The sequence below is a fragment of the Lysobacter sp. ESA13C genome (assembly GCF_019970005.1).
Classification (GTDB): domain Bacteria; phylum Pseudomonadota; class Gammaproteobacteria; order Xanthomonadales; family Xanthomonadaceae; genus Lysobacter; species Lysobacter antibioticus_B.
On sequence record NZ_JAHXYK010000002.1, the window covers coordinates 118,318 to 140,290 of the forward strand.

Here is a 21,973-nt window from a genome sequence, read left to right on the forward strand (position 1 = left end):
ATGAGTCTGCCCTCGATGGATCTGTCCTTCGTCGCCGACACGCTGCTGCCGCGCCTGGCCGCGGCCAGCCTGCAATCCTTGCTGCTGGTCGCCGCGGTGTGGGCGCTGTGCCGCTACTTGCCGCGCCTGAGCGCTTCGGCGCGCTGCTGGCTGTGGTGGCTGGCGGCGTTGCAGTTGTTGGTTGGCCTGTTGTGGCCGACGCCGCTGATGCTGCCGCTGTTGCCGGAATCCTTCGGCATCCTGATCGCCGACGCGCCGTCGGCCACGGCGATGCCGTTGTCGGCACGCCTACCGTTCGTGATGGCCGGCGGCGACGCCCCCACGGCATCGCTGGCCGATGCTGCGATCGGCAGCGTCTGGCCGTCGTGGACTTCGTTACTGGCCGGGATCTGGCTGTTGGCTTTCAGTGCCGTGCTGACCGCGAACCTGCGCGCTTTCCTCGACACGCGCCGTCGCATCGCGCGTTCCTCGGCGGAGGTGCCGCTGCCGGTGGCGCAGGCCTATCGCCGGCTCGGCGACAGCCTCGGCCTGCGGCGTTTGCCGGAGCTGCGCCTGTCGGCGGAGATCGAATCGCCGCAACTGCTCGGCCCGTGGCCTGCGGTGGTGCTGTTGCCGCAACACCGCATCGCCTCGATGAGTGCCGGCGAACTCGACATGGCCCTGCACCACGAGTTGGTCCATCTGCGCCGTCGCGATCTGTGGTGGGGCTGGGTGCCGGCCCTGGCCCAGCAGCTGTTCTTCTTCCATCCGCTCGCTCATCTGGTCGCACGCGAGTACTCGCTTGCGCGGGAGGCCGCCTGCGATGCGGCGGTGCTCGACAGCCGCCGCTACACGCCCCAGGACTACGGGCGATTGCTCCTGCGCCTCGGCGTCGCGCCGCGGCCCGGCGCCGGCGTCGCCAGCGCTTCACCCACCTATACCGCTCTCAAGAGGAGATTGACCATGTTGCAGAACGCAGCTTCGACCTCGCACGCCGGTACCTTGGCGTTGACCTTCGCCGTGGTCCTGCTCGGCCTGGTGCCGTACCGGATCACCGCTGCTGCGGACGCATCGGCAAAGGCCTCGTCGCGGACGATCTCGGTCCAATCCGACCGCAGCGGCGGCAAGGCCGGCGAAACCCGCATCTTCGAGCGGCACCAGGGGCAGGCGCCTTCGGTCTGGGCGGCCAAGGGCGGCAAGTTCTATCGCGTCGACGCCGACGAGCGCTACGAAGAAGTGCGCGATGCCGCGACTCTCGCGCGTTTGCAGCAGCACATGCGCGACATGAAGGCGGCCGAGATCGATGCCCGCCAGGCCGAGCGCGACGCCAAGATCGCCGAGCGCGAAGCCCTGCGTTCGGCCCAGGACGCCGAGCGTGCCGGTCGCGAGGCCGAACGCGTGGCCCAGCAGGCGCGGCGCGACGGCGAGCAGGCTCGTCTCGATGCGGCGCAAGGCGCAAACGATGCGCGGCAGGCTGCGTTGGATCGGGATCAGGTGGCGCGCGATGCCGAACAGGCCCGGCGCGATGCCGAACAACATATGCGCGATGTCGAGCAGGCACGCCGGGATGTGCAGCAGGCTATCCGCGATGCCGAACAGGCTGCGCGCGATGCGGCCGAGTATGTGCGCTGGATCAGCGACGGTGGGCAGTCGGCGACCGACGCCTGATCGGGCATGCTCGATCGCGCTCCGGGCATCGGAGCGGGAGGCGTTTCTTCACGAGGAACGATCGATGCGGCAGGGCTCGGCGGCCTTGCCGGGAATCACGCTCCAGCGCCTGGGCGGCCGGAGCGGATGGCCCAAAACGACATCCGCCGTCGAGCGGGTCGCCTGAGTCGCAGGCTCAGTTGCGGCCCTTGACCAGGGTGCCGATGTTCTCGCCGCGCAGGATCTTCAGCAGCACGCCGGGCTGGCCCATGTCGAAGATGCGCAGCGGCAGTTCGCTGTCGCGGCACAGCGCGAACGCCGCGGTGTCCATGACCTGCAGGTCGCGGGTGATGACGTCGTCGTAGGTGAGCTTGTCGAAGCGCACCGCGTCGCTGTGCTTCTTCGGGTCCTTGTCGTACACGCCGTCGACCTTGGTCGCCTTCAGCAACAGGTCGGCGCCGATCTCGATCGCGCGCAGGGCGGCGCCCGAGTCGGTGGTGAAGAACGGGCTGCCGACGCCGGCGGCGAAGATCGCCAGGCGGCCTTTTTCCAAATGACGAATCGCGCGACGGCGGATGTAGTCCTCGCAGACGTCGTTGATCTTGATCGCGCTCATCACCCGCACCTTGGCGCCGAGCTTCTCGAGCGAATCCTGCATCGCCAGGGCGTTGATGACGGTGGCGAGCATGCCCATCTGGTCGCCGGTGACCCGGTCCATGCCGCTGGCGGCGAGGCCGGCGCCGCGGAAGATGTTGCCGCCGCCGATCACCAGCGCGATTTCCGCGCCGGCCTGCTGGACTTCGATGACTTCGCGGGCGAGGCGGCCGATCACCTTGGGATCGATGCCGTAGTCCTCGTCCCCCATCAACGCCTCGCCGGAAAGTTTCAACAGGACACGGCGATAGGCGAGCTGGGACATGGGGCATTCTCGGGGAGGCGGGCAGCGGCCGAATTGTAGCTCAAGCGCCCACCCCGGGTCGTGCGCAAACGGGCCTCCGGCGGCCGCGAAGGCCATGTCGGCCGTGTCCGCGGCTGCGATTGTCGGTGCCGCCGCCCTCGTTCCGGCACGGCGATCCCTTATGATCCCGCCGCCGGTCCAGATTGGAACCGCCGTATCGCGCCCGTGCCGTCCCGGCACGCGCCGCGCACCACCCAAGGAGATGGAAGTGTCGATCAAGAACCTCAACGAATTCGTCGAAGCCTCGAAGCAGAAGGACCTCAGCCAGGACGTGTTCGAGCTGGAAAGCTCGCACCTGCTCGAAGTCAAGCTCGACGGCCGGGTCTGGGCCAAGGCCGGCTCGATGGTGGCGTACCGCGGCGGCGTCAAGTTCGTGCGCCAGGGCGTGCTCGAGCAGGGCCTGAGCAACCTGCTGAAGAAGGCGATCAGCGGCGAAGGCACGCAGCTGATGAAGATGGAAGGCAAGGGCCGGGTCTACATCGCCGATGCCGGCAAGAAGATCACCCTGCTGCGCCTGGGCGGCGAGTCCATCTTCGTCAACGGCAACGACGTGCTGGCCTACGAGGACGGCATTTCGGCCGACATCAAGATGATGCGCAAGGTCTCGGGCATGATGTCCGGCGGCCTGTTCAACATCAAACTCAGCGGCAGCGGCGTGGTCGCGATCACCTCGCATTACGAACCGCTGACCCTGGCGGTGACCCCGGACCAGCCGGTGTTCACCGACCCGAACGCGACCGTCGCCTGGTCCGGCGGCCTCAGCCCCGACATCGTCACCGACATCTCCCTGGGCACCCTGTTCGGGCGCGGCTCGGGCGAGAGCGTGCAGCTCAAGTTCGCCGGCACCGGCTGGGTCGTCGTGCAGCCGTACGAAGAGGTGTATTTCCAGCAGGCCGGCTGAGCCGCCGCGGCAGCGTTCCCGCTGCCGCGACCGCCATGATCTGGTCCGCAAGCGCACGGCCGCGAGAGATCGCGGCCGTGTTGCGTCGGGGTGGGGGAATCTGACAGGTGTCGCAGGGACGCGGACGCGGCCGGACTATGATCGGTTCGGCGAATCGGTTCGCCTAACCCAGGAGGGGTTGCCATGACGTTTCGGAATACCGTGTGCGCGTTGGGCCTGTCGGGCCTGTTGCTGTTCCTGCCGGTGGCCCAGGCCGATCCGGCCGAGGGCTCGTTCCGCACGGAGACCACCTGCGAATACCAGGGCTGGGCCTACGAGATCGTGCTGACCAAGTACCGCTACACCGGCGGTCAGTGGGTGGTGATCTCGCAGAGTTCGCACTACGCCGAGTCCTGCCCGCCGATCGAGTGAGGCGGGGAATCGGGAATCGAACAGCGTAACCATCCCCGTCGTTGCCGCGAAGGTGGGGCACGCTTCACTTCGGCGAAGCCGAACACCCAGCGACTTCAAGCGTTCTCGCCCGAAAGCCCTGGGTTCCCGCCTTCGCGGGAACGACGGGTGATGATTACGCTGTTCCCGATTCCCGATTCCCGATTCCCGATTCCCGAATCCCGAATCCCGAATCCCGAATCCCGAATCCCGAACAAAGAAAAAGGCCGCGGAATCCGCGGCCTTTCTCGTACTGCCTCGAAGCGACGGTGGCTTACGCCAGGCCGGCCTGCTTCATGACTTCGGCAGCGAAGTCGTCGACCTGCTTCTCGATGCCTTCGCCGACGGCGATGCGCTGCATGCTGACCACGTCGGCGCCGGCGGCCTTGACCACCTGCTCGACGGTCTGATCGGTGTTCAGCACGTAGGGCTGGCCGTACAGGGTGACTTCGTTGACGATCTTGGCGATCTTGCCGCCGATGATCTTCTCCAGGATGTCGGCCGGCTTGGACTTGTCCTTGTCGGACATCTTGGCCAGTTCGATTTCCTTTTCCTTCGCCACGAACTCGGCCGGGACGTCGCTGGCCTTGATGTGCGGCGGGTTCATCGCGGCAACGTGCATGGCCAGGCCGCGGGCCAGGTCGGCATCGCCGCCCTTGAGCTCGATCAGCACGCCGATGCGGCCGCCGTGGACGTAGGCCGCGACGTTGTTGGCGCTGTCGATCTGGATCAGGCGACGCACCTGCAGGTTCTCGCCGACCTTGGCGATGACCGCGGCGCGGGTTTCCTCGACGGTTTCGCCGGAAGCCAGCTTGACGGCCTTCAGCGCCTCGGCGTCGACGGCGCCCGAGCTCAGCGCGGCCTGGGCCACGGTCTCGGTGAAGGACAGGAAGTTGGCGTCCTTGGCGACGAAGTCGGTCTCGGAGTTGATCTCGACCAGCACGGCCTTGCCGCCGTCCTGGGCGACCGCGATGCGGCCTTCGGCAGCGACGCGGCCGGCCTTCTTGTCGGCCTTGGCCAGGCCCGACTTGCGCAGCCATTCGGCAGCGGCGTCGATGTCGCCGTTGTTTTCGACGAGCGCCTTCTTGCACTCCATCATGCCGGCGCCGGTGCGCTCGCGGAGTTCCTTGACCAGGGAAGCGGAAATTTCAGCCATGGGGTTACCTCGGGTGTTCGATAAAGTCCGGGCAGGAGCGGCGTAAGCCGCGTTTCATCGCTCGGTACGGCGATGCATCGCGGCTTACGCCGCTGCTACCCGGAGCGGATACGGGCAAGTGCAGCCGCGCAGTGTCGCGCGGCTGCATTACATGACGCTTACTCGGCAGCCGGAGCTTCGCCGTCGGCCTTCTTGGCGGCCGGGGCGGCAGCCGGAGCCGGGCCCTTCTTGGCCGGTGCGCGGCCGCGCGGAGCGGACTTGCGGTCGTCCTTGGCGGCGCCGTCTTCGGCGGCTTCGGCGAACTCTTCCTCGCGGACGCTGCCGACCTGCGGAGCGGCGGCCTTGCCTTCGAGCACGGCGTCGGCGGCGGCGCGGGCATACAGCTGCACGGCGCGGATGGCGTCGTCGTTGCCCGGGATCGCGTAGTCGACCAGGGCCGGGTCGTAGTTGGTGTCGACAACGGCGATGACCGGGATGCCGAGCTTCTTGGCTTCCTTGATCGCGATGTCTTCATGGCCGATGTCGATCACGAACAGAGCGTCGGGCAGACGGTTCATGTCCTTGATGCCGCCCAGCGAGGCTTCCAGCTTGTCGCGCTCGCGGCGCAGGCCCAGCACTTCGTGCTTGACCATCTTCTGGAAGGTGCCGTCGGTTTCGCCGGCTTCCAGTTCCTTCAGGCGCGAGACCGACTGCTTGACGGTGCGGAAGTTGGTCAGCGTGCCGCCCAGCCAGCGCTGGGTCATGTACGGCATGTTGCAGCGCTGGGCTTCTTCCTTGATCGAATCGCGCGCCGAACGCTTGGTGCCGATGAACAGGATGGTGCCGCGCTTCTGGGCGATGCCCGAGATGAAGTTCATCGCGTCGTTGAACAGCGGAACGGTCTTCTCGAGGTTGATGATGTGGATCTTGCCGCGGGCGCCGAAGATGTACGGGCCCATCTTGGGATTCCAGTAGCGCGTCTGGTGGCCGAAATGGACGCCGGCTTCCAGCATCTGACGCATGGTGATCTGAGGCATTGCGATAACTCCGAAGGCAAGGGAACCGACCGCCGGTTGAGTGATGGCGGCTCGCCGCGGACGCAGGTCCGTGGCGAAGGGTTCCGGGGTTGGGCCTCCCTGTCGCTTCCGTGTCCGAACCTGCGGAGCCGAGCTTGCGATCGGTCCCTCAGGCACCCCGGCACGGGCTGTGGCGGCAGGTGTGTATTCGTCGGTGACGCCCGACGTGGGCGGCGCGATTCGGTCCGGTGAAGCAGGTCGGTCCGGTCGCAGAGCCGCGGAAGTGTAACGGGGACGGGGGCTTGGGGCAAGTTGAGGGGGCTGGAAGCCGGGTCGGACGAGGGGCGGGGCGGCCAGGAGGCACCCAGGGCGCCCTGGAGCCGCCCGAATTGCCTGGCTTCCGCCCTTGAGGTTCACCATCTCAGCTCGGGCTGAGAAATCCACCCGCCAGGGGCCGGCCGGGCCGATTGAGCGGCTGCCCGGGCGGCGATTCGGCTTGCGCGGGCGCCTGGCCTTCGCGCCCTGCACGCGGTGGCAGCTCCAGCGTTCGCCGGCCGCCCTGTGCCGCGCGGTCCACCTTCGGGACGTGCGCACCGACCGCGCCGGCGATGGCACGCAGCGTCGCGTCGACGAGGCCTGCGACGCGTGAAGGGCGGCCCCGATTAAGCGATAATGCCGACATGGCTATTTCCATCAAGACACCCGAAGACATCGAGAAGATGCGCGTCGCCGGCCGCCTGGCCGCCGAGGTGCTGCAGATCGTCGCTCCGTACGTGAAGCCGGGCGTCAGCACCGGCGAGCTGGACCGCATCTGCAACGAGCACATCGTTAACGTGCAGAAAGCGATTCCGGCCAACGTCGGCTACAAGGGCTTTCCGAAGACCGTGTGTACTTCGGTCAACAACGTGATCTGCCACGGCATCCCGAGCGACAGCAAGATCCTCAAGGACGGCGACATCGTCAACATCGACGTCACCGTGATCAAGGACGGCTGGCACGGCGACACCAGCCGTATGTATTACGTCGGCACGCCCTCGGTCATGGCCAAGCGCCTGGTCGACGTGACCCGCGAAGCCATGTTCCGCGGCATCCGCCTGGTCAAGCCCGGCATCACCCTCGGCGACATCGGCCATGCCATCCAGACCTATGCCGAAGCCGAGCGCTTCAGCGTGGTGCGCGACTACTGCGGCCACGGCATCGGCCGCGTGTATCACGAAGACCCGCAGGTGCTGCACCACGGCCGTCCCGGCGAAGGCGTCAAGCTCGTGCCCGGCATGACCTTCACCATCGAGCCGATGATCAACGAAGGCACCTACCGCCATAAGACCCTGCCGGACGGCTGGACCGTGGTGACCAAGGACCGCAAGTTGTCGGCGCAGTGGGAGCACACCGTCGCGGTGACCGAGGACGGCGTCGAAATCCTGACCCGCGTGCCGGGCGACGACAACGACCTATGACCGGCCCCGTCGCCGGCGATCGGCCTGACGAACGATTGGCCGATCGGTCGGCGGCGCCCGATGTGGCGACGCCCGCCGCCGGCAGCCCGGCGGCGATCCGCGCGGCCTTGAGCGCGGTCGACGCCGCGCTCGCGCAGCGCTTCGACAGCGACCCCAATGCCGACATCGACCGCCTGCTGCGCGCGCGCACCGACGCGGTCGATGCGCAGGTGCGTGCGGCCTGGCAGGCCTGCATCGACGAGGCCGCGCCACTGGCCCTGTTCGCGGTCGGCGGCTACGGCCGCGGCGAGTTGTTCCCGCAGTCGGATATCGACTTGCTGGTGCTCGCCGACTCCGAAGCGCAGACCGCCCAGGCCGAACAACTCGGCTGTTTTTTCGCCTCGCTGTGGGACGCCGGCCTGCCGGTCGGCCACGCGGTGCGTTCGGCCGAGCAATGCACCGAAGCCGCGGCCGACCTGAGCGTGCTGACCGCGATGCTGGAAGCGCGCCCGCTCGCCGCTGGCGCGGTCGCGCAGATGGCGCTGCAGGCGGCGATCTCGCCGTCGCAGGTGTGGCCGGCGCGCGAATTCTTCATCGCCAAGCGCGAAGAGCTGCGCCTGCGCCATGCCCGCTACGGCGACACCGCCGACAACCTCGAGCCCAATCTCAAGGAAGGGCCGGGCGGCATGCGCGACGTGCAGACCCTGCACTGGATGGCGCTGCGCATCATCGGTACCTCCGATCTGGAATCGCTGGTGTCGATCGGCCAACTGGGGCCGGACGAACTGACCACGCTGGAGCGCGAGCGCCGCACCTTGTCGCGCTTGCGTTTCGGGCTGCATCTGGTCGCGCGCAAACGCGAAGAGCGGCTGCGTTTCGATTACCAGAAACTGCTCGCCGAACGCCTGGGGCATGTCGACAACGCCGACAACCTCGCGGTCGAGCAGATGATGCAGGGCTTCTATCGCAGCGCCGCCCTGGTGCTGCGCATCGGCGAGCGCCTGCTGCAGCGCTTCGAGGAGCAGATCGAAGGCGAGGCCGTGCCGGTGCCGCTGGACGGCGTGTTCGAGGCCTTCGAGTTGCGCCGCGACTACATCGCTGCTCGGACAGCGGGTGCCGCCCGCGACGCCGAGTGGCCGCGCGACGCCTCCGAGGTGTTCGCCCTGTTCGCAGCCTGGGCCGCGCACGACGAGATCCGCGGCCTGCATTCGCAGACTGCGCGCGCGCTGGCCGAGGCGTTGTCGCAGGTGCCGAGCTTCGTCCAGGCCGAGCCGGCGTTGCGCGAACGCTTCATCAAGATCCTGCGCGGCCCGCATCCGGTGCACGCGCTCGAACGCATGGCGCGCCTGGGCGTGCTGGGGCGCTGGATTCCGGCGTTCTCGAAAGTCTCCGGGCGCATGCAGTTCGACCTGTTCCACGTCTACACGGTCGACCAGCACACCCTGGCGGTGCTGCGCAATCTCGCCCGCTTCGCCTCCGGCGTAGCCGACGAACGCTTCAGCATCGCCCACGAAGTCTGGCCGCGCCTGCGCAAGCCGGAGCTGTTGCTGCTTGCCGGCCTGTTCCACGACATCGCCAAGGGCCGCGGCGGCGACCACTCCGAACTCGGCGGCGACGACGCGCGTGTGTTCTGCTCGACCATGGGCCTGAGCGAGGCCGACACCGCACTGGTCGAATGGCTGGTGCGCCAACATCTGTTGATGTCGGTGACTGCGCAGAAGCAGGACATCGCCGACCCCGACGTGATCCATCGCTTCGCCACCAAGGTGGCCGATCGCGAGCACCTCGATCATCTGTATCTGTTGACCTGCGCCGACATCGCCGGCACCTCGCCGAAGCTGTGGAACGCGTGGAAAGACCGGCTGCTCGCCGACCTTTACACCGCCACCCGCCTGGCCTTGCGGCGTGGGCTCGAACATCCGGTCGCGGGCGCCGAGCGCGCCGCCGAAACCCGCGAAGCCGCGCAGGCCATGCTGGCCGCGTTCGGCGCGCGCGACGACGAGATCGCCGCCTTGTTCGCGCGCATGCCCGAGATCGCCTTCCAGCGCGGCCGCCCGGACCAGATCGCCTGGCAGGCGGCCTCGCTGCGCGGCATCGCGCTCGGCGACACCCGCGTGCGTGCGCGGCCGGTCAGCGCCCACGGCGGCGCCCATGCCGGCGCGCTCGAAGTGTTCGTGCATTCGCCGGACCGCGACGGCCTGTTCGCTGCGATCGTCGCCACGCTCGACCGGCTCGGCCTGGCGATCCAGCAGGCGCGTGTGCTCGACGGCCCGCAAGGCGCGATTTTCGACACCTTCGAAGTAGTGCCGACCGATCCGCGCCAGCCGCCGAGCGCCGAAGATGTCGAACGGCGCCTGGAGTCGACCCTGGCCGGCCCGCTCGAACGCATCAAGCCGGCACGCCGGGCGCAACCGCGGCATCTGCGCCATTTCCGCATCGTGCCGCAGATCGTGTTCGCCTCGTTCAACAAGGACGAAGCGGCGAGCGCGCGCACCACCTTGAGCCTGGTCTGCACCGACCGCCCCGGCCTGCTGGCCGACGTCGCCCAGACTTTGCGAAAACAGCGGCTGCGCGTGTACGACGCGCGCATCGCCACCTTCGGCGAACGCGCCGAGGACGTATTCCAGATCACCGACGGGCGCGATCGCGCGCTCGACGAAACGCAACAGCAGGCCCTGCGCGACGCGCTGCTGGCCTGCCTCGAAGGAGACAGTCGATGAGCCCCGCCAAGAAGACCGCCAAGAAGACCGCACGCAAGAAGAGCAACGAAGTGCCGGGCATCGACGAGCTGAAGTTCATGATCGACAGCGCTTTCGAGCGCCGCAGCATGCTCACGCCCGACGAGATCGAAGGCTCGACCCGGCCCACCGTCGAGCGCGTCATCGCCGGTCTGGAGCAGGGCGAGTTCCGCGTCGCCGAACCCGACGGCAAGGGCGGCTGGACCGTCAATGAGTGGCTGAAGAAGGCGGTGCTGCTGTACTTCCGCGTCAACGACATGCAGGTCGTCGAAGCCGACCCGGCGCCGTTCTGGGACAAGGTGCCGGCGCGCTTCGAAGGCTACGGCGAAGCCGATTTCCGCAAGCTCGGCGCGCGCGTCGTGCCCGGCGCGATCGCCCGCCGCGGCGCCTACATCGGCAAGGACGTGGTGTTGATGCCGAGCTTCGTCAACATCGGCGCGCACGTCGGCGAAGGCACCATGGTCGACACCTGGGCCACGGTCGGTTCCTGCGCCCAGATCGGCAAGCACTGCCACCTGTCCGGCGGCGCCGGCATCGGCGGCGTGCTCGAACCGCTGCAGGCCTCGCCGACCATCATCGAAGACCACTGCTTCATCGGCGCGCGTTCGGAAGTGGTCGAGGGCTTCGTCGTCGGCCACCACAGCGTGATCGGCATGGGCGTGTTCCTCGGCCAGAGCACCCGCGTCTACAACCGCGCCACCGGCGAGATCAGCTACGGCCACGTGCCGCCGTACAGCGTGGTCGTGTCGGGCCAGTTGCCGGCCAAGGACGGATCGCATTCGTTGTACTGCGCGGTCATCGTCAAGCAGGTCGACGCCAAGACGCGTTCGAAGACCAGCATCAACGATTTGCTGCGCGGCCTGGCCGACTGAGGCAGCGCGGATGCGCCGGATCTCGTCGCGCTGGACGGCATGGCACAAGTGGGGCCCGTTGCTGCCGCTGCTGTGCCTGCCGGTCGCATGCGCGGCGACCTACGGCGTGGGGTTTCCAGTGATGTGGGCGGTCGCGGTATTCGGCACCTACGCGGCCGTATCGGCGGCGTTCCTGCCGCTCAACTGGGGCTTGGCCGATGAGGTCGAGCAGGCCGGAGACGTGTTGCGTGTGCGGCGCGGCAGCGTCGAGGCCCGGGTAGCGCTGGCGGAGGTGCAGGAAGTGCGCCCGGCCGGCTGGCTGCAGCGCGGCCAGCTCATGCTGGAGCTGCGCGAGCCGAGCGCCTTGGGCCGGCATATCGTTTTCCTGCCGCAGGCCAATCCCTGGTTGGATTCGGGCAAGAACGCGATCCTGGCCGATCTTGAGAGGCGCGTGGGTGCAGCTCCCACCGCGCGGCCGTCGAAGCGATGACGATACGGTTCCGCTCGGTTAAGGATCAGCATCCAGGGCCCGCTGCATGGGATCGTGCATCGATAGGGTTTGCCCAATGATAGAAGGGGATCAGCTCGCGTCGCCGACTACTGTGGTGCGCAAACTATGGTCGCGGCTATTGTTGGGCGTCGTCTTGCTTGCTCCTGCGACGTACTTGTTCGGCGGTCGGACCGGCGTCTCTGCCGAGCACGTCGCGATCTGGTTGGCATTGGTCGCGGCACTCGCCGCTTATTGCGTGGTGACGAGCTCCTTCGCCGATTGTGTCGCCGATTACGGCGACTACCTGCTGGTACGGCGTCGAAAATTGGAGCTGCAACTCAAGTTCGCCGACATCGCCTACGTCGAAGACAGTCACAACCTCAAGCCTCGCCGCGTGACCTTGCATCTGAAGTCTTCGGGGCCGTTGGGACAGCGGATTGTATTCATGCCCCGGCCCAATTCTCTTGGACGCAACGAAGTGGCGTTCGACCTCGAGCGTCGAGTCAATCTGTCACGGAACGAGACCTGAGAACGATGGCCATGAGAGAGATTTCGTCGGGACAGACCTTCTTCCTCAAGAAAATTTTTCCGGTCATCTGGTACGGAGCGCTGGGTTACATCATCGCCAGAGCGCTCGCGGCCGAGTCTTGGAAGACCGAGCCCCTGGCGGTGCTGGCGCCCACGCTGATGCTGTTGGGCGGCTATCTCCTGATGAAGCGCTATGTCTCCACCTTGGCCGACAAAGTGCTCGACGGCGGAAGCTTCTTGCTGGTCAGGAGAGGCCTGGTGAAACAACGCATCGCCCTGGAAGACATCGATGATGTCCATATCACCCGCAACGACAATCCTCCGCGCCTCACCCTGAAACTGCGCGTGCCCGGGAAGCTGGGCAAGGAGATCGTCTTCATTCCGAAAGGCCTGGTGCTGGTGCCTTTCTTCAAGCACCCGCTGGGCGCCGAACTGGCCGAGCGCGTCAAGCGTCTTCGTACGAATTGATCCGACATCGAATCGAGGTTCACTGCATGACCACGCTTTACGGACTCAACAACTGCGACACCTGCAAGAAGGCCCGTAAGTGGCTGGACCGCTTCGGCGTCGCCCACACTTTCGTCGACTATCGCGATAACCGGCAGGCGCCGGAGACGTTGGTCGAGTGGAAGAACCAGGTCGGCGGCTGGGAGTCGCTGATTAACAAGTCTTCGACCACCTGGCGCACCTTGGCGCCGAACCGCAAGGAACCGGCCTCGGATGCGGAGTGGAAGCTGCTGCTGAAGGAATACCCGCAGCTGATCCGTCGCCCGTTGGTGGTGACCGACGACGGCAAGGTCAGCCAGGGCTTCAGCGACAACGGCTTCAAGCAGCGCTTCGGGGTCGGGTCGTGAGCACGGCCTCTTCGAGCGGGGCCTCCTCGAGTGCCGTGCTCGATCTGACTCTGGCGCTGATCGCACGGCCCTCGGTCACGCCCGACGATCTCGGTTGCCAGGCGCTGATCGCCGAACGCCTGCGCCGCGCCGGTTTCGTCTGCGAGCACCTGCGCTACGGCGAGGTCGACAATCTCTGGGCGGTGCATGGCGACGGCGAAGGCCCGACCCTGGTCCTGCTCGGCCATACCGACGTGGTGCCTTCGGGCCCGGTCGATGCCTGGTCCAGCGATCCCTATCTGCCGGAGATCCGCAACGGTGTGTTGTACGGCCGCGGCGCCGCCGACATGAAGGGCAGCGTGGCCGCGTTCGTGGTCGCGCTGGAGGACTTCGTCGCCGCGCATCCGCAGCATCGCGGGCGTGTCGCCCTGTTGCTGACCTCGGACGAAGAAGGCGATGCGATCGACGGCGTGCGCCGCGTCGCCGAGACCTTCCGCGAGCGCGGCGAGCGCATCGACTGGTGCGTGACCGGCGAGCCCTCGTCGACCGCCAAGCTCGGCGATCTGTTGCGCGTCGGCCGTCGCGGCACCTTGTCGGCGACTTTGAAGGTGATCGGCGTGCAGGGCCATGTCGCCTATCCGGACAAGGCGCGCAACCCGATCCACCAGGCCATGCCGGCCTTGTCCGAACTCGCTGCGCGGCGCTGGGACGAGGGTTACGAAACCTTCCCGCCGACCTCGCTGCAGATCAGCAATATCCACGCCGGCACCGGCGCCAACAACGTGATCCCGGGCGAACTGCAGGTGTTGTTCAACCTGCGCTACAACCCGAGCTGGAATGCCGAACGCCTGGAGCAGCAGTGCGAAGCAGTGCTGCGCGCGCATGGCTTGGAATACGAATTGCGCTGGTTCCGCGGCGGCGAACCGTTCTACACCCCGGAAGGCCCGCTGCGCGCGGCGGCGCGCGAAGTGCTGGCGCAGTTCTCCGGCGCCGTGCCCGAGGAAAGCACGGGCGGCGGCACCTCGGATGCGCGTTTCATCGCGCCGCTGGGCGCGCAGTGCATCGAGATCGGCCCGGTCAATGCCAGCATCCACAAGGTCGACGAGAACGTCCTGGTCGCCGACCTGGAGGCGCTGCCGGATCTGTATCGGGCGTTGATCGAGCGCTTGTTGGTCTGACCGGGCACGAAGCCGCGGCGCTTGCGTGCGTCGTCGGCTAACGGCTGTTGCCACGCCGTTGCGGTTCGCGGTCGCGGCTTGCGCCGCTCCTACCCTTTGCAACGTCGCTCCTGGGTAGGAGCGGCGCGAGCCGCGACCGCGTGACGTCAGATCGCCGCGCCCCCGGCAATCACCGCAACGGCTTCATCGTCAAGGTATGCCGCGCCGGCCCCGGCAGGAACGGCGTCGGCCGTCCATGCACCCAATCGTCGTGGCCCGCGCCCCAGAACGGCGACAGCGGGTGGCCGCTCTGGCCGCCGGGCATGTGGATGATGCCGTCGGCCTCGTGGCCGGGCGACACCACCATGCGTTCGGAGGCGCCGAAATCCGGGCGCTGCACGCGCGGCATGGCCGAATCGCCGGGCAGTTCGTCGAAGGGCATGCACAGGGCGCGCTTGGCGAAGCCGGGCAGGGCCGAGGCGAGCGGGTGGCAGATCGAGGCGGTGTTGTGCTCGCCCCAGCGCTGCTGGGCCAATCGCGCCGCTGCGTCCGGGCGGGGCGTTACCGCGAACTCCTTGAGCACGTCGTCGGCCGAGTGCTCCAGCAACTCGTCCCAGGAACGTTCGCTGCGCGGCAGCAGATGATCCGGCCGTTGCGCCAGCAGCGGCCAGACCACGCCTTCGAGTTGTTTCAGCTCGGGCATTTCGAAGCGTTCGCCGAGCGCGGCGCGCACCGGCGCGGTCAGGCCGTTGGCGACGCGCGTGTGCACGGCGCGGCGCCAGTTGCGGACGATGCGGTAACTCGCCGAATCGGGCACGGCGCGGCCTTCCCAACGACGTGCCGCTTCGGCCAGGGTCGCCAGCGCGGGGCTGGCATTGCCGGCTTTGTCGACGCGGGCGGCCTGGTCCTGCAACAGCTTCCACCAGCGCTGCAGGAACAACGCGCGGTCGTCGAGCTGGATAGCGAGCAAGTCGCGTTCGTTGAAGCGCTGCTTGGCGAACAGGCCGTCGCGGATCTGTCCGGCGCGCGCGCCGAGCACGTAGTTGCCGTCGCCGATGCGCTCGTATTCGAGGCCGTCGAGCGTGCGCGTGTTGGCGGTCCACAAGCGGCCCGACGGCGGCGCGACCAGCTGCGGCGCGTCCTGCGTTTGCAGGCTCCAGGGTGGGCAGTCGGTGACGCTGCGTTGCTTGCCGTCGACGAGGTCGTTCTCGACCAGGGTCGCGGTGGAGCATTCTTCGTCGCGTTCCGGAATCGGCCCGAGCAGACGCCAGGCGATCTTGCCCCGGCGGTCGCCGAGCACCAGGTTCTGCACCGGCATGGCGACGCCGCGGGCGAGTTGCATCGCTTCGTCGACCGATTGCGCACGGCTCAGGTCGGCCAAGCCCATGTTGAGCGAACCCGGCAGGTGTGCGGCCCAGCGCAGGGCGAGGGCACTGCCGTCGCCGTTGTCGTGCAGCAGCGGGCCCCAGGCGGTCTCGCGCACCGTCAGTTTGCTCGACGGCGCGCCTTTGACCGCGATGAGTTCCTCGTGGATGCGCAGGCCCGCGCAGGTCGCGGCCTTGGCGTCGCCGGCGCAGCCGGGTTCGCGCGACCAGTCGGCCCAGTCGCCGTAGCTATTGGTGAAGGCCCAGGCGACATGGCCGTTGCTGCCGACCACCAGCGCCGGCAGGCCGGGCAGGGTGAAGCCGCTGGCGTCGATGCGGCCGCCGGGCACGCGCGGGTCGGCGTAGCGCAGGCGCGCACGGAACCACAGGTTGGGCGCACGCAGGCCCAGGTGCATGTCGTCGGCGACGATTGCACGACGGTCGGCGGTCACGCTGCCGGCGACGGCGAAGTTGTTGCTGCCGATCTCGTCCGGGAACGGCAGTTGCATCACGCCACCGGACGCGGGCGTCGGCAGCTTGCGCAGATCGACCTGGTCGGCGCTCGGCAGTTCGGCATCGCCGAACGGCGCCCCGAACAACGGCGCATCCCAACGGCTGCCGTTGTGAGTGATCAAGGCGTACAAGGCCGGCGGCAGGTGCGGACGCATGCGCCAATAGGCGAGATCGCGGGCGTTGCTCGCGTCCTGCAGGTCGAAGTACATGGCATAACCGACCAGGGCCGAATCCGACAACTTCCACGGTTCGGGTTCGGCGCGGAGCAACAGATAGGGCCAGGGCTTGCGCGACAAGCCGCCGAGGCCGGCGTTGATACCGTCGGCATAGGCCTGCAGCAAGGCGGTCTTGTCGCCGGCGAACGACGCGAGTTGCGCTTCGACCCGGCCGCGCAGGCGGTGCACGCGGTGACGGCGGTCGTAATCGAGGGCGCGAGCGCCGAACAGCGCCGACAGTTCGCCGGCGGCCGTGCGTCGCAGCAGGTCCATCTCGAAATAGCGTTCCTGGCCGTGGACGTAGCCCAGTGCGCGCATCGCATCGGTCTGGTTGGCGGCATCGACGGTGACCACGCCGAGCGCGTCGCGCTGGATCGTCACCGGGGCCGACAGGCCGGGCAGGGCGAGTTCGCCGTCCAGGCGGGGCAGGCTGCCGCGCAACAGCCACCAGGCCGCGACGGCGCCGAGCAACGACAGGCAAAGCAGCGCGAGCAGGCCGCGCTTGATCCATTTGGCCATGATTTCCTCCACCGCCGAGCTTAGCCGAAGTCCGCGACCGCGCTGCGGCCGTATCGCATCGGCTTGTGCCGGCGCCGGCCCGGTCTCGCCAGAGGCCGGGACGCTCGAATCGCGACCGCGGTCGCGCCCGGTGCCCGTGTTGCGAATCCGGCGCTTGCATCCGGCGCGATCCTCAAGCAGGATCGGGTCATGACCGCCGTCTTCGCCACCGCCAGCCGCAGCCACGCCGCCCTCCGCGGCCGTGCGCGCCCGGCCGCGGCCGACGTGCGGGTCAACAACAATAATCGCAATAACGCCAGCCTCCCGCGGGCCGGCGATTAGCGCGCGCAACACACGCTCAATCGCTCAGGAAGCCCGCACTGCGAAGTGCGGGCTTTCTGCGTTTTGGGCCCCTGGCTCTTCCGCCGTCCCTTCCGCCCCTTCCGTCCCGAACCGCTGCAAACCCTCCAGGAGATGCTCAGATGTGCTCGATCCTCGGTCTGTTCGACCTGCGCCCCGGCGCCGACCTGCGCCCGCTGCGGCCGCTGGCCCTGTCCCTGTCCGCGCGCCAGCGCCATCGCGGCCCCGACTGGTCCGGCGTCAGCGTCGAGCCGCGCGCGATCCTGGTGCATGAGCGGCTCGCCATCGTCGACCCGACCGGCGGCTCGCAGCCGCTGCGTTCCAGCGACGGCGAACTCGCGCTGGCGGTCAACGGCGAGATCTACAACCACCGCGAACTCGAACAGCAACTCGTCCAGCCCTACGAGTTCCAGACCAAGTCCGACTGCGAAGTCATCAACGCCCTGTACCACGAAGGCGGCGACCTCGGCGACCTGCTCAACCGCCTCAACGGCATCTTCGCCTTCGCCTTGTGGGATGCGGCGCGCGGCCGCTACGTGATCGCGCGCGATCCTATCGGCGTATGCCCGCTGTACTGGGGCCACGATGCAGACGGCCGCTTGTGGGTGGCTTCGGAGATGAAGGCGCTGGCGCGCTTGTGCGACGACGTCAGCCCGTTCCCGGCCGGGCACTACTACGACAGCGAGGTCGGTGCGCCGGTGAAGTACTACCAGCGGCCGTGGCGCGACTACGACGCCACCCAAGGCGTCGAAGTGTCCAAGCAGGAACTGCGCGAGGCCTTCGAGCGCGCCGTGCACCGGCAGATGATGAGCGACGTGCCCTACGGCGTGCTGCTCTCGGGCGGATTGGACTCGTCGCTGGTTGCGGCCTGCGCGGCGCGTTTCGCCCGCCGCCGTGTCGAGGAGGACGATCAGGCCGAGGCCTGGTGGCCGCGCCTGCATTCGTTCGCGATCGGCCTGGAGGGCTCGCCCGACCTGGCCGCGGCCGAGATCGCCGCGCAGGCGCTCGGCACCGTGCATCACGGCTTCACCTACACCTTCGAGGAAGGGTTGGACGTATTGCCCGACGTGATCCAGCACATCGAGACCTACGACGTGACCACGATCCGCGCGTCGACGCCGATGTTCCTGCTGGCGCGACGGATCAAGGCGATGGGCGTGAAGATGGTGTTGTCGGGCGAAGGCTCGGACGAAATCTTCGGCGGCTATCTGTATTTTCACAAGGCGCCGAACGCGCGCGAATTCCACGAGGAATTGGTGCGCAAACTCGATGCGCTGCACAGCTTCGATTGCCTGCGTGCGAACAAGTCGATGATGGCCTGGGGCGTGGAGCCGCGCGTGCCCTTCCTCGACGTCGAGTTCCTCGACGTGGCGATGCGCATGGACGCGCAGGCGAAGATGGTCGACAAGGCCGCGGGCGGCAAGCGCGGCATCGAGAAGGCGGTGCTGCGCGAGGCCTTCGAGGGTTATCTGCCCGATTCGATCCTGTGGCGGCAGAAGGAGCAGTTCAGCGACGGCGTCGGCTACGGTTGGATCGACGGTCTCAAGGCCCACGCCGAAGCGCAGGTCAGCGACCGCGACATGGCCACGGCGGTGGGGCGTTTCCCGATCAACACCCCGCAGACCAAGGAGGCGTATTTCTATCGCGGCCTGTTCGAGCGTCATTTCCCGGGCGCGGCCTGCGCCGAGACCGTGCCGGGCGGCAAGTCGATCGCCTGTTCGTCGCCGGCGGCGATCGCCTGGGACGCTTCGTTCGCGAACGCGGCCGATCCGTCGGGTCGCGCGGTGGCCGGCGTGCATCAGGCGGCGTTGGTCTGAGCGGCGCCGGCTGAGCGAGGTCGGCCGGGGGGGCGATCGAACCGCCGGCGGTGCCGGGCCTCGCGTGATGAGGCCCGGCAGGAGTTCATCGCTTGCGATCAAGACGATCGCCACTCCTGGCGATCGGCTTCGGCGACTGCGACTGTGTTACTGCCCGCAACCCGGCCAACGGCGTTCGAGGTTTTTGTATTCCCAGGTGCCGTTCGGGCATTGCACGTTGACCGTCGCGGCCGCGACCAGTTCACAGCCCGGGGCCTTGAACACGGTGGTGCCGCTGGTCACCGGCGTGGTGGAGTAAGCGCCGGTGATCTCGGTGTCCTGCACGTCGCTGACCCAGTTGGGGTTGGCCGAATTGCGGCTCATCACCACGCTCTGGGCGCCGAAATAGTTCGGATAGGGCACCGAGCCGTGGGCGAAGGGATTACGCACCAGGCTGGCTTCGGCGTGCGCGCTGGCGGCGCTGCCGCTGTGGTCGAACACCAGCTTGAGCTTGGCCGAGTATTTGCCGGCGCAGGCGGACTGGTTTTCCGAGATGCTCGGCGGTTCGGACGCGAGCGCGGCCAAAGGCAGGACGAGCGAGAGCATGCCGGCGGCGAGCGCCGGAATCCGATGAGTCTTGAACATTGTCGAATCTTCCTTGGATGACGTTGAGTAAGAGCCCGCCAGCCGGCTCTGCACGGACCTGTTCTCCGGGAACATGTTCCCCGAGAACATGCGCCGCGCGCAGGCCGAGACTGTGCGGACGGCGCCGCGACGGGCGGCGCCGGGGCGAGAATGTGGCACAGGCGGTTTGCGGCGTTAACCGGCCGTGGACGGATTTGCGACGAAGGCCGCCACGGCCCGACGAAACCCCGTCGGGCGCGGACGAAGCGCGCGCCGGACTCAGCCGCGGCCCGGATAGTCCTTGCAGTCGAGCCAATGCAGGCCGGCGCCGCGGGTCTGTTGCAGCAGCCCGGGCAGAGCGACGCGCGCCTTGTCGTGGACGTCGTGGAACAGGATCGTGCCGTGGCGCCACAGCAGCATCAGGCTGAGCAAGCGGCCTTGCACCTCCATGGCCGAGACCTTGGCGTTCCAGTCCTGCGAGTCGATGCTCCACAAGGCCACGCGCAGGCCTTGCTGGGCGAAGAACGGTCCGCTGTCGGCGCGGCGTTGGCCGTACGGCGGCCGGAACAGCGGCACGTAGGCCGAACCGGCCGCGGCCCGCACCAAGGCATCGCTGCGGATCACCGAGTCCTGCCACTGCGGCCAACGCGCATGCGACTGGTGTTCCCAGCCGTGCGAGGCGACGCACATGCCGGCGTACAGATCGGTCGGTCGCGCCCGGGCGGCGCCCAGCCGCCGTTGCAGCGATTCGCCGACGACGAAGAAGGTCGCGTCGAGCCCGGCCTGGCGCAAGGTCGCCAACAGACGGTCGGTGTTGCCGCCGGCCGCGGTCGGGCCGTCGTCGAAGCTCAGCAGGAACTGGCGGTCGCGCAACTCGTTGCCATCGAGTTCGGCCGCGGAATAGGTGTCGATCTCGCTGCTGACCCGCGGAAACAAGGCCGCCAGGCGCAGGGTCTCGTCGAGGTAGATGCGATGGAAGCGTGCGGCATCGGCGCGCCATGCCGCGTAGCTGCGGTCGGGCGCGGCGTCGAAGGCCTCGGCGAGGCGGCGCAAGGCCGCGGCGTCGTCGGCTGCGGCACAGAACGCTTCGCGCGGCGTGCACGAGCGCGAGGCCAGCCGATAGTTCGCGCTCAGCCGCTGCCAGAAGCGCGCACGGATCTTGTCGAGCGAGGCGCGATCGATCTGCTTGAGCTTGAGGCGGGCGAGCAGGGCGGCCTCGTCGAGAGTTTCGCTGGCCGCCAGCTCATGGGCGAAGGCGAGGATCTCGGCGCGCGAGGCGCGGTCGAACGCGGCTGGTGTGTTCAAGGCCTGCGGCCAGGTGGCGCGATCGGCGCTGGCGACCGCGGACGGTCCGGCCGCCTGGGCCATCGGTGCGATACACAGCGCGCTCCAAGCCAATAAGATCCAGACCAATAGTGATCGAAGCGGCGATTTAAGCGGGGACTTCATCGGCTGGCTCGTGGTGGCGAGGGAGCGCATCAAAGCCCGCGTACCCGTTCGATCGCCTTGTCGTAGGTCGGGTGGGCCTGCTCGCGCTTGGCCGAGAGATAGTTCGACATGGCTTCGTCGTAGCGGCCGGCTTCCTCGAACAGTTTGCCGATGTTGTAGTAGGCGCCGGCACGGATCGTGGCGGCGTTGGCGCCGCGGGCCAGGGCGATGGCCTTGCGCGAGGCCCAGATCGCCTCGGCGCTGCGGCCGAGTTTGACGTAGGCCAGGCCCAGATTGCTGTAGGCCAGGGCGTAATCGGGGTCGAGCTCGATCGACTGCTGGTACAGCGCGACCGCGCCTTCGAGATTGCCGGCGCGGTACGCCGCTTCGCCGCGTTGGTTGGCATGGGCGGCCGGGCCGGCCAGGCCGGCCTCGATCTCGTCGCCGCCGGCATCGTCGCCAGCGCCGTCGAGCCGGTCGAGCTCGGTGTCTATGCGTTCGGCCTGCGCGGTGCTGGCATCGATCCGGTCGATGTCCTGGAAGCGGCCTTCGCCGTCGATGCGGAACACCCGCCACAGGTTGCCGGGACGGTTCTGCGGCACTGCGTAGCTGCGCAGCAATTGCTCGCCCAGATACAGCGAGACCCGGGCGCCGCTGCGCGAGAGCGCGCTGGCCTCGGGGCGGCTGCGGTTGCCGAAATCGTGCACCGCATAGGTGTAGCCGTAACCGGCCTGCTTGCGCAGCAGGGTCATGGTTTCCGGGCTCTTGCGGGCGCCGTCGTCTACGTCCAGGCGCGCGCCGTCGCTGGTCTTGCGCTCGAAATAGACGTGATGGTCCGGATAGCTGAGGTGCGAGTCGAGGTCGGCCTCGGCCGCGTTCCAGCTCAACACGATGCGTAGGCCGTCGAGATTGGTCGTGCCCGTACCCGTACCCGGGCTCAATGCCTGGGCCGTGCCGCCGCAGAGCATGCTGCAGCAAAGAACTAGGGCGAGCGCAGCCGCACGGCGAAGCATGGTCCGGTCCTTAGAAGGGAGTTGCGAGGCGCGATGATAGCAACGCCGCGGGCGCCTGCCCGCA

At 68.0% G+C, this 21,973-nt stretch carries 21 protein-coding genes; 13 read left to right on the forward strand and 8 right to left on the reverse strand.

Annotated elements, in window-relative coordinates:
• Positions 1 to 1,647 (forward strand): M56 family metallopeptidase, encoded by a 1,647-nt coding sequence (locus LC490_RS03780; protein WP_223619340.1) that lies wholly within the window; start codon positions 1 to 3, stop codon positions 1,645 to 1,647.
• Between the two features lie 175 nt (positions 1,648 to 1,822).
• Here the strand turns inward: LC490_RS03780 and pyrH are convergent, their stop codons facing one another.
• Positions 1,823 to 2,545, reverse strand: coding sequence for a UMP kinase (pyrH, locus tag LC490_RS03785; RefSeq protein ID WP_031370434.1), 723 nt, complete (start codon positions 2,543 to 2,545; stop codon positions 1,823 to 1,825).
• A 247-nt stretch (positions 2,546 to 2,792) separates the two neighbouring features.
• Between pyrH and LC490_RS03790 the strand changes: the two genes are divergently transcribed.
• Together LC490_RS03790 and LC490_RS03795 are read left to right on the forward strand one after the other, a co-directional pair.
• Positions 2,793 to 3,485 (forward strand): AIM24 family protein, encoded by a 693-nt coding sequence (locus LC490_RS03790; protein WP_223619341.1) that lies wholly within the window; start codon positions 2,793 to 2,795, stop codon positions 3,483 to 3,485.
• 183 nt (positions 3,486 to 3,668) lie between these two features.
• Positions 3,669 to 3,896 carry a hypothetical protein gene (locus LC490_RS03795; protein WP_031370436.1) on the forward strand — a complete coding sequence of 76 codons (228 nt, stop codon included), beginning with the start codon at positions 3,669 to 3,671 and terminating at the stop codon, positions 3,894 to 3,896.
• Positions 3,897 to 4,188: 292 nt separating this feature from the next.
• Here the strand turns inward: LC490_RS03795 and tsf are convergent, their stop codons facing one another.
• The 3 genes from tsf to LC490_RS03810 all read right to left on the reverse strand — a co-directional run bounded on the left by tsf (position 4,189) and on the right by LC490_RS03810 (position 6,747).
• Positions 4,189 to 5,070, reverse strand: coding sequence for a translation elongation factor Ts (gene tsf / locus LC490_RS03800; RefSeq protein WP_031370437.1), 882 nt, complete (start codon positions 5,068 to 5,070; stop codon positions 4,189 to 4,191).
• Between the two features lie 158 nt (positions 5,071 to 5,228).
• Positions 5,229 to 6,086, reverse strand: coding sequence for a 30S ribosomal protein S2 (gene rpsB, locus LC490_RS03805; RefSeq protein ID WP_031370438.1), 858 nt, complete (start codon positions 6,084 to 6,086; stop codon positions 5,229 to 5,231).
• A gap of 400 nt (positions 6,087 to 6,486) precedes the next feature.
• Positions 6,487 to 6,747 carry a hypothetical protein gene (locus tag LC490_RS03810; protein WP_223619342.1) on the reverse strand — a complete coding sequence of 87 codons (261 nt, stop codon included), beginning with the start codon at positions 6,745 to 6,747 and terminating at the stop codon, positions 6,487 to 6,489.
• Here LC490_RS03810 and map point away from each other — a divergent pair.
• The 8 genes from map to dapE all read left to right on the forward strand — a co-directional run bounded on the left by map (position 6,746) and on the right by dapE (position 14,119).
• Positions 6,746 to 7,522 (forward strand): type I methionyl aminopeptidase, encoded by a 777-nt coding sequence (gene map / locus LC490_RS03815; protein ID WP_031370439.1) that lies wholly within the window; start codon positions 6,746 to 6,748, stop codon positions 7,520 to 7,522. The genes LC490_RS03810 and map overlap by 2 nt on opposite strands.
• On the forward strand, positions 7,519 to 10,221 hold the full coding sequence (gene glnD, locus LC490_RS03820; protein WP_343222996.1) for a [protein-PII] uridylyltransferase: 2,703 nt from the start codon (positions 7,519 to 7,521) through the stop codon (positions 10,219 to 10,221). The genes map and glnD overlap by 4 nt, the downstream gene beginning before the upstream one ends.
• Positions 10,122 to 11,111: a 2,3,4,5-tetrahydropyridine-2,6-dicarboxylate N-succinyltransferase gene (gene dapD / locus LC490_RS03825; RefSeq protein WP_223619609.1), complete on the forward strand. Its 990-nt coding sequence runs from the start codon at positions 10,122 to 10,124 to the stop codon at positions 11,109 to 11,111. Before glnD ends, dapD begins: the two co-directional genes overlap by 100 nt.
• A gap of 10 nt (positions 11,112 to 11,121) precedes the next feature.
• Positions 11,122 to 11,580, forward strand: a complete 459-nt coding sequence (locus tag LC490_RS03830; protein WP_223619343.1) for a hypothetical protein — start codon at positions 11,122 to 11,124, stop codon at positions 11,578 to 11,580.
• 76 nt (positions 11,581 to 11,656) lie between these two features.
• Positions 11,657 to 12,109 carry a hypothetical protein gene (locus LC490_RS03835; RefSeq protein ID WP_031370443.1) on the forward strand — a complete coding sequence of 151 codons (453 nt, stop codon included), beginning with the start codon at positions 11,657 to 11,659 and terminating at the stop codon, positions 12,107 to 12,109.
• A gap of 11 nt (positions 12,110 to 12,120) precedes the next feature.
• Positions 12,121 to 12,576 (forward strand): hypothetical protein, encoded by a 456-nt coding sequence (locus tag LC490_RS03840; protein ID WP_031370444.1) that lies wholly within the window; start codon positions 12,121 to 12,123, stop codon positions 12,574 to 12,576.
• A 26-nt stretch (positions 12,577 to 12,602) separates the two neighbouring features.
• Positions 12,603 to 12,962, forward strand: coding sequence for a Spx/MgsR family RNA polymerase-binding regulatory protein (locus tag LC490_RS03845; protein ID WP_031370445.1), 360 nt, complete (start codon positions 12,603 to 12,605; stop codon positions 12,960 to 12,962).
• Positions 12,959 to 14,119 carry a succinyl-diaminopimelate desuccinylase gene (dapE, locus tag LC490_RS03850; RefSeq protein ID WP_223619344.1) on the forward strand — a complete coding sequence of 387 codons (1,161 nt, stop codon included), beginning with the start codon at positions 12,959 to 12,961 and terminating at the stop codon, positions 14,117 to 14,119. The genes LC490_RS03845 and dapE overlap by 4 nt, the downstream gene beginning before the upstream one ends.
• Positions 14,120 to 14,288: 169 nt before the next feature.
• Here the strand turns inward: dapE and LC490_RS03855 are convergent, their stop codons facing one another.
• Positions 14,289 to 16,709: a penicillin acylase family protein gene (locus LC490_RS03855; RefSeq protein ID WP_223619345.1), complete on the reverse strand. Its 2,421-nt coding sequence runs from the start codon at positions 16,707 to 16,709 to the stop codon at positions 14,289 to 14,291.
• Positions 16,710 to 16,898: 189 nt separating this feature from the next.
• Here LC490_RS03855 and LC490_RS24380 point away from each other — a divergent pair, with 189 nt between their 5' ends.
• A complete protein-coding gene (locus tag LC490_RS24380; protein WP_255610633.1) occupies positions 16,899 to 17,030 on the forward strand; it encodes a hypothetical protein in 132 nt (43 codons plus the stop codon).
• A 140-nt stretch (positions 17,031 to 17,170) separates the two neighbouring features.
• On the forward strand, positions 17,171 to 18,865 hold the full coding sequence (asnB, locus tag LC490_RS03860) for an asparagine synthase B (RefSeq protein WP_223619346.1): 1,695 nt from the start codon (positions 17,171 to 17,173) through the stop codon (positions 18,863 to 18,865).
• A 147-nt stretch (positions 18,866 to 19,012) separates the two neighbouring features.
• Here asnB and LC490_RS03865 read toward each other — a convergent pair whose 3' ends face one another.
• The 3 genes from LC490_RS03865 to LC490_RS03875 form a co-directional block, all read right to left on the reverse strand.
• Positions 19,013 to 19,489, reverse strand: coding sequence for a hypothetical protein (locus tag LC490_RS03865; protein WP_223619347.1), 477 nt, complete (start codon positions 19,487 to 19,489; stop codon positions 19,013 to 19,015).
• Positions 19,490 to 19,747: 258 nt separating this feature from the next.
• A complete protein-coding gene (locus LC490_RS03870) occupies positions 19,748 to 20,917 on the reverse strand; it encodes a polysaccharide deacetylase family protein (protein ID WP_223619348.1) in 1,170 nt (389 codons plus the stop codon).
• 29 nt (positions 20,918 to 20,946) lie between these two features.
• The gene (locus LC490_RS03875; protein WP_223619349.1) at positions 20,947 to 21,909 is read right to left on the reverse strand and encodes a tetratricopeptide repeat protein; all 963 of its coding nucleotides are present in this window, start codon (positions 21,907 to 21,909) and stop codon (positions 20,947 to 20,949) included.
• Positions 21,910 to 21,973 lie beyond the last annotated feature (64 nt).